This is a genomic window from Streptomyces sp. NPDC001070 (assembly GCF_053598835.1).
This window is the reverse complement of the sequence record NZ_JBSFLB010000036.1, coordinates 83,822-90,827: the sequence shown is the minus strand read 5'-3', so window position 1 is coordinate 90,827 and position 7,006 is coordinate 83,822. Positions and strand designations below refer to the sequence as shown.

Annotated in this window: 6 protein-coding genes; 1 reads left to right on the top strand and 5 read right to left on the bottom strand. The window is 72.1% G+C overall.

Going from position 1 to position 7,006, the window contains the following annotated elements; all coding sequences use genetic code 11:
• Positions 1–261 precede the first annotated feature (261 nt).
• Genes ACWDAS_RS34265 through ACWDAS_RS34245 form a run of 5 tightly spaced genes read right to left on the bottom strand, consistent with a single transcriptional unit; the run spans position 262 to position 5,706 of the window.
• Positions 262–1,572 carry a DUF58 domain-containing protein gene (locus tag ACWDAS_RS34265; RefSeq protein WP_450398679.1) on the bottom strand — a complete coding sequence of 437 codons (1,311 nt, stop codon included), beginning with the start codon at positions 1,570–1,572 and terminating at the stop codon, positions 262–264.
• 18 nt (positions 1,573–1,590) lie between these two features.
• Complete coding sequence (locus tag ACWDAS_RS34260) at positions 1,591–2,559, bottom strand: AAA family ATPase (protein ID WP_450398677.1); 969 nt, start codon at positions 2,557–2,559, stop codon at positions 1,591–1,593.
• Positions 2,556–3,791, bottom strand: coding sequence for a DUF4350 domain-containing protein (locus ACWDAS_RS34255; RefSeq protein ID WP_450398675.1), 1,236 nt, complete (start codon positions 3,789–3,791; stop codon positions 2,556–2,558). Before ACWDAS_RS34255 ends, ACWDAS_RS34260 begins: the two co-directional genes overlap by 4 nt.
• Complete coding sequence (locus tag ACWDAS_RS34250) at positions 3,788–4,447, bottom strand: DUF4129 domain-containing protein (RefSeq protein ID WP_450398681.1); 660 nt, start codon at positions 4,445–4,447, stop codon at positions 3,788–3,790. The genes ACWDAS_RS34255 and ACWDAS_RS34250 overlap by 4 nt, the downstream gene beginning before the upstream one ends.
• A 5-nt stretch (positions 4,448–4,452) precedes the next feature.
• Positions 4,453–5,706: a DUF7544 domain-containing protein gene (locus ACWDAS_RS34245; protein WP_450398674.1), complete on the bottom strand. Its 1,254-nt coding sequence runs from the start codon at positions 5,704–5,706 to the stop codon at positions 4,453–4,455.
• A 143-nt stretch (positions 5,707–5,849) separates the two neighbouring features.
• Between ACWDAS_RS34245 and mtnA the strand changes: the two genes are divergently transcribed.
• Positions 5,850–6,986 carry an S-methyl-5-thioribose-1-phosphate isomerase gene (gene mtnA / locus ACWDAS_RS34240; RefSeq protein ID WP_450398673.1) on the top strand — a complete coding sequence of 379 codons (1,137 nt, stop codon included), beginning with the start codon at positions 5,850–5,852 and terminating at the stop codon, positions 6,984–6,986.
• Positions 6,987–7,006: the final 20 nt, after the last annotated feature.

Here is a 7,006-nt window from a genome sequence, read left to right as displayed (position 1 = left end):
TGCAGGGGGGACCCTGTGGGAGAGTAGGACGCCGCCGAACAATTATTAGCCTCAATCCCCGAGTCTCGACTCGGGGATTGAGGCTTTTTCGCGTTGTCCTGCGGTTGGGGACCGCCGACAGTGCGAGACGGCCGGCTCCCCAGGCAGGTAACGCCCTGAGTGGCGTGCGGAGGGCGTCAGATCGCGTCTTGGGTCATCCAAGTTCGGGCACCCATGCGAGGCTCACCGTCCACTCAGGGCCGGCGCTCATGGTGTGGGTGTCTAGAGCCGGCCGGCGGCCTTGAGGGCGAGGTAGGCGTCCGCCAGGGCCGGGGCGATGTCGGCAGGCGGGGCATCGACGACGGTGATTCCGTGCCGGGAGAGGCGGTGGGCGACCCGGCGGCGTTCGGCCCGTGTCTGTTCGGCGGCCGCGGCCGCGTACACGGCGTCCACGGTGGTGCGGCCCTTGGCCAATTCTTCGATGCGCGGGTCTGCCACGGAGGCGATGAGAACCTCGTGGCGGTGGGTGAGCTGGGGGAGGACCGGCAGCAGGCCCTCTTCCATCGGTGCGGCGTCGAGTCCGGTGAGGAGAACGACCAGTGAGCGCTGTGTAGCCCGCTGGAGGACCGTGGCGACGAGACCGCGTGCGTCTGACTCGACGAGTTCGGCCTCGAGCGGTGCCATGGCGTTGACCAGGGCGGGGAGCATGTCACGGGCGGCGCGGCCCTGGACCGAGGCGCGTACGCGGCGGTCGTGGGCCAGGAGGTCGACGCGGTCGCCTGCGCGGCCCGCGAGTACGGCGAGCAGCAGGGCGGCGTCCATGGCGGCGTCGAGGCGTGGGGCGTCCCCGACGCGGCCGGCCGATGTGCGGCCGGTGTCGAGGACGATGAGGATGTGGCGATCCCGTTCGGGGCGCCAGGTGCGGACGGCGACGGTGCCCCGGCGCGCGGTGGCGCGCCAGTCGATGGAGCGGGTGTCGTCGCCGGGGATGTACTCGCGGAGCGAGTCGAACTCGGTGCCCTGTCCCCGGATGAGCACGGAGGTGCGTCCGTCGAGCTCGCGGAGGCGGGCCAGACGGGACGGCAGGTGCTTGCGGCTGTGGAAGGGCGGGAGCACCCGGACCGTCCAGGGGACGTGGTGGGAGCCCTGTCGGGCGGCCAGTCCGAGGGGCCCGTGGGACCGGACGGTGACGCGTTCGGCGTGCCGGTCGCCTCGGCGGGTGGGGTGCAGGGCGGTGGTGACGCGACGGCGTTCGCCTGCCGGAATGCTCAGCCGGTGACGGGACGCGGCGACTTCGGTACCTGGGTACCAGGTGCTGGGCGGCCAGGCGTCGCGGAGGTGGCCGCGCAGGGTGCGGCGGCTCGGGTTGGTCACCGTGAGCACGACCTCCGCCGATTCGCCGAGTCGAACTGATGTCTCACCGGATCGGGTGAAATGGAGCTTTCGTACTGGCGCGGCGAGCGCGAGGTCGCACAGAATTCCGAACAGAAGGGTGCCTTCGACGATCAGGATGCCGCTCCAGCCGGGGAGCAGCAGCCCGACGGCGAGGGCACCGATGGCGGCCAGCAGGGCGGTTCGTCCGGTGAGTGCCATGGTCGGTCGTCGTCCGTCTCAGCGGGGCACGGGGACGTGGGCGAGGACGGAGCTGATGACCGAGTCGGGCGTGATGCCTTCCATCTCGGCTTCGGGTCGCAGTTGGATGCGGTGCCGGAGTGTGGGGAGGGCCAGGGCCTTGACGTCGTCGGGGATGACGTAGTCGCGGCCGGTGAGCCAGGCCCAGGCGCGGGCGGTGGCAAGGAGAGCGGTGGCTCCTCGGGGAGAGACACCGAGAGTCAGAGAGGGGGATTCGCGGGTGGCTCGGCAGATATCGACGATGTAGGCCGTGATGTCGGCGGAGACCGAGGTCTTGGCGACGGCGGCCCGGGCGGCGTCGAGGTCGGCGGGGCCGGCGACCGGCCGTAGCCCGGCTGAGTCCAGGTCCCGCGGGTTGAAGCCGTCGGCGTGGCGGGTGAGCACGTCGATCTCGGTCTCGCGGGAGGGCAGCGGCAGGATCAGCTTCAGCAGGAAGCGGTCCAGCTGTGCTTCGGGTAGCGGGTAGGTGCCCTCGTACTCGACGGGGTTCTGGGTCGCGGCGACAAGGAACGGCTCGGGCAGCGGCCGCGGGATGCCGTCGACGGAGACCTGGCGCTCCTCCATGGCTTCGAGCAGGGAGGCCTGGGTCTTGGGCGGGGTGCGGTTGATCTCGTCCGCGAGCAGCAGGTTGGTGAAGACGGGGCCCGCCTGGAAGGAGAACTCGGCGGTGCGGGCGTCGTAGACGAGCGAACCGGTGATGTCGCCCGGCATCAGGTCGGGGGTGAACTGGACCCGCTTGGTCTCCAACTGGAGGGAGGCGGCCAGGGCGCGCACGAGCAGGGTCTTGGCGACTCCGGGCACTCCTTCGAGGAGGACGTGACCCCGGCAGAGCAGGGCCACGACCAGGCCGGTGACGGCGGGGTCCTGGCCGACGACGGCCTTGGCGATTTCGGTGCGCAGGGCCTCCAGGGAGGCGCGGGCGCTGTCGGCGGTCGGGGCGGCGCTCACGGGGTTGCTTTCCTCTCGTTGAGAAGGACGCGGCGTTCCAGTGCGTCGAGGTCGTCGGCCAGACGCAGCAGGGCCGCGTCATCGGGGGGAGGGGGACCGTGGAGCAGGGTGTGCGGGTCGGCGGCGGGATCGCCGAGCCGAGCCGCCACCGCGGCGGTCAGTATGCCGGGGTCGTGGGCCTGGGACGGGGGGACGCCGACCAGAGGGGCCAGCCGGTCGCGTGTGGCGGTGCGAAGCGCCTCCGCGGCGCGGCCCCGGGCATTGCCGCGGCGGTAGAGGCGGGCCCGTCCCTCGGTGGCCTCCGCGGCGCGGACGGTGGCGGGCAGCCGCTCGGCGACGACGGGGCCGAGTCGGCGGGCGCGCCAGAGAGCCGCGAGGACGGCGGCGATGAAGAGCTGGAGGACGGCCCAGTTCCAGCCGTCGGGGATGAGGTCGAGGAAGTTCTGCCGGCCGCCGCCGAAGGCGGAGGCGTCGGCGAGTGAGGGGAGGTACCAGACGAGCCGCGGATGGGCGCCGAGGATCTGCATCGCCAACGAGGCGTTGCCCTGTTCGTCGAGGTTCGCGTTCTGCAGGAGCGTGTGGGTGCCGAGGACGATGGTGTCGCCGCCGTCGGCCCTCGGCAGGCGCAGCAGGGTGAAGTCGCCTGATCCGTCGGGGTAGCAGCGGTCGGCGCCGCCTGCGGAGGTCGAGTAGCCGCCACCGCCCATGTCGGCGTCGCCGGCGTTGCGGGCGGCCTGGAGGTCGCAGCCGGGGGCGCGGACCTGGACGGGCACGGGCCCGGCGTAGTGGACGACGGGGGCGAGCGTGCCGACGGAGGCGTCGCTGGGGGAGAGGAGGACGATGCGGCCGGCGGACCGCTCGAACGCTTTGTGCAGTGCGCTCTGCTGACGCATCGTCAACAGGTCGGGCACGGTGACGAGGACGGTGGTGTCGGGTCCGGCGGCGGCGGCCACGGCCTCGTTGGTGGTGGTGACGACCGTGGTGGTCACGCCCTGGTCGTGGAGGAGTTGAGCAACGGCCCGGCTGCCGGAAGGGTCGGGCGAACGGGGGTCGAGTGCGGCATGGTTCTCACGGGAATGCGCGGCGGCGTAGAGGACGCCGAAAAGGAGCAGCGCGATGAGCGCGGCGAGCAGGGTCCGCGAGCGGGTCCAGAGTTGACCGGCCGTCGGCGACGTCGACGTTGTCGAGGTGGCCGGGGCGGGTGCCTTCGCCGGGGACAGGGTGTCGGTCATGAGCGAGCACCCCCGGCGGGGCCTGCGGCGGTTTCGGCCAACCGGGGTTTGGTGCGCTGGACTTCGGCGTCGAGTTCGCGCAGGGCGGCGTACGCCTGCGGGGTGCCCGGGCGATCTCCGTAGGTGACGTCGTCGAAGGTGCGGGCGGCCTTTAGGAGGCGCGCGGCGTGCTCGGGGAGGGAGCGGCCCGCCTCGGTGGCGGCCTCGTCGGCGGTCCGGCCGGGCCGCGGGTCGAGCAGGGTCCGCTCCTCCAGGGAGCGCACGATCGCGCGCATGCGCTCCTGGACGGCCTGCGTCCACCGCCCGTGGCGTGCGTGTTCGTCCGCGGCGGTCCGGTGCTCGGCCGCGGTCCGCGGGATGTCGGCGAACAGCCCGGCGCCGGCATTCGGTTGCGCGCGCATCTTGCCGAGCCGCAGCCGCAGAGCGACGGCCAGGAGCACGATCACGACGATGATCGTCACCAGGCCGACGGTGCCTCCGGGGGTGACTCCGGAGGCGCTGTCGAGCAGGTGGGTGATCTTCTCCCAGAGCCAGTTCAGGGCGCGCTCGAACAGGCTCGGGTCGTGCCGGTGGTAGATCCCCTTGGACAGCTCGTCCTCGGCGGCCTCGCGGGCGGGGCCGCGGGGAATGGTGACCGGTACGTCCTCCCCCGACATCGGCATCAGCCCCCGGTGGCTGAGCTGTTGCCGGGCACGGCGTCCCCGCCGAGGGCGTCGGTGTAGCCGGGGACTCCCGCGGCGCGGGCGAGTTCGATGTCCAGGGCCTCGCGGCGGATGCGCTGATCCATGTAGAGCAGGGCGGTAACGCCGGCGTTGATGGGGAAGGTGATGGTGGATCCGATGACGGCGCCGATGCCGATGACGATCAGGTACGTCCAGCCGAGACCTGCCTGGTCGCCCGAGGCGAAGGCCGTCAGCCCGTCGCTCCCGGCGGCGATCCCCAGCAGGACGAAGGGAACCTGGATGATCGACGAGACGATGTAGACGAGGATCATGGTGAGCAACTGGATGCCCAGCATGCGCCACCACGAACCGCGGACCAGCTTGACCGACCGGGCCATCGACTTCAGGACGCCCTGCTTCTCCAGCATCAGCGCGGGAGACGACAGGCTGAAGCGGATCCCCAGCCAGACGAGCACGCCGAGGGCCGCAAGGCCGCCGACGAACCCCAGGCCGAGGCCCGCTCCGGTGGAGCCGCCGACCGCGACGGCGATGCCCGGGGCGACGCCGACGGCGAAGATGCCCACGCCGATGAGGGAGAGCAGGACGGTCAGGCCGAGCAGTCGCGGCAGCTGGGGGCGGGCATCGGACCAGGCCTCGCCCAGGGTCACCTCGTTGCCGAGGACGGCCCGGCTGATGACCATGGTGAGCATCGCGGTGGCGATCACCACCCCCAGGAGCGTGACGACCAGCGCGAGCCCCGCGGCGGCCAGAGTGCCGCCGACGGCGTGCATGACGTCGTTGAAGCTCGGCTCGGCATTGCCGTCGAGGGAGTTGATCGTCGCGTTGTCGTCGAGCATGAACCCCTGCAGCACCACCATGGCGCCCTGGGTCAGCAGCGAGACCGCGAAGGAGATGGGGAGCACCGTGCGCCAGTGCGTCCGCATGGTGGAGACCGCGCCGTCGAGGATCTCGCCGATGCCCAGCGGCCGCAAAGGGATGATCCCGGGCTTGGGTGACGGCGGGGGTCCCCAGTGCGGCTGCTGCCAGCCGGCGGGCGACGGCCGGCCCCAGACCGGGCCGGCGGGCGGGGGCGGGCCGCCCCAGCCTCCGTTGGCCTGCCACTCGGCGGCGGGCGGCTGTTGCTGGGACCAGTTCGGGGGCGCAGCATCCTGCGGCGTGCCGGGGCCGTCGGCTCGGCCGGGTTCGCCGGAGGGTGAGGATCCGGGCGAGGCCCAGCCCGGAGAGTCGTTCATCATCGCTCCTTCGTTACTGCGCTACCTACCCGTCCAACGGCGGGACGGTGGCCATCGTGCCATGGGCGTAGCGGGCTTGTACCTGCGGATGCGGAGTGCCGCAACCGTTCAAAACGTGCTGCCGTTCACGGCAGACTGAGCAGATGGGTGATCAGTACGTGGTATCTCTGGCCAACGATTCCAAACGGAACCCTGACGAGCCACTGCCGGCGCTGCGCTGGGAGGAGCCGCCGGAGGGCCCCGTCCTCGTCCTCCTCGACCAGACCCGGCTCCCCGCCGGGGAAGTGGAACTGGTCTGCACCGACGTCCCCGCCCTGGTCGAGGCCATCCGCAGCCTCGCCGTGCGCGGCGCCCCGCTGCTCGGCATAGCCGGGGCCTACGGCGTCGCCCTCGCGGCCGTCCGCGGCTACGACGTGGACGAGGCCGCAGCATCCCTCGCCCACGCCCGGCCCACCGCCGTCAACCTGGCCTACGGCGTCCGCCGGGCCGCCGCCGCCTACCGGGCCGCCCTCACCGGCAGCGCCGGCGGCGACCCCGAACGCGCCGCCGCAGCGGCCCTGGCCGAGGCCCGCAGCCTCCACGCCGAGGACAGCGAGGCCAGCGCCGCCATGGCCCGCAACGGCCTCCAGCTGCTGACCGAGCTCCTCCCCGGCGGCGGCTACCAGATTCTCACCCACTGCAACACCGGTGCCCTCGTCTCCGGCGGTGAGGGCACCGCCTTCGCCGTCGCCCTCGCCGCCCACCGGCAGGGCCAGCTGCGCCGCCTCTGGGTCGACGAGACCCGCCCCCTGCTCCAGGGCGCCCGCCTCACCGCGTACGAGGCCGCCCGCTCGGGAATGGCGTACACCCTGCTCACCGACGGCGCCGCGGGCTCACTCTTCGCCGCGGGCCACGTCCACGCCGTTCTCATCGGCGCCGACCGCATCGCCGCCGACGGTTCCGTGGCCAACAAGGTCGGCAGCTACCCACTCGCCGTGCTCGCCCGGTACCACAACGTGCCCTTCGTCGTCGTCGCCCCCACCACCACCGTCGACCAGGGCACCCCTGACGGCTCGTCCATCGAGATCGAACAGCGCCCCGGCCACGAAGTCACCGAATCGGCCGGAAACCCTGTCGCACCGCTCGGCACCCAGGCGTACAACCCTGCGTTCGACATCACACCCGCAGGTCTGATAACGGCAATAGTCACCGAAAACGGCGTGGTTTCGCCGGTCACACCCGATGCCCTGGCAGCTTTGTGCTCATCTCGTGCTCCAGGTCACGATCAGGTAATGGGATGATCCCGGGCAGAGGCACGAAA

Coding starts and splice junctions, on each gene's coding strand:
- ACWDAS_RS34265 (WP_450398679.1), bottom strand. CDS start 1,572: ATGGCACTCACCGGACGAACCGCCCTGCTGGCCGCCATCGGTGCCCTC.
- ACWDAS_RS34255 (WP_450398675.1), bottom strand. CDS start 3,791: ATGACCGACACCCTGTCCCCGGCGAAGGCACCCGCCCCGGCCACCTCG.
- ACWDAS_RS34250 (WP_450398681.1), bottom strand. CDS start 4,447: ATGTCGGGGGAGGACGTACCGGTCACCATTCCCCGCGGCCCCGCCCGC.
- ACWDAS_RS34245 (WP_450398674.1), bottom strand. CDS start 5,706: ATGAACGACTCTCCGGGCTGGGCCTCGCCCGGATCCTCACCCTCCGGC.
- mtnA (WP_450398673.1), top strand. CDS start 5,850: ATGGGTGATCAGTACGTGGTATCTCTGGCCAACGATTCCAAACGGAAC.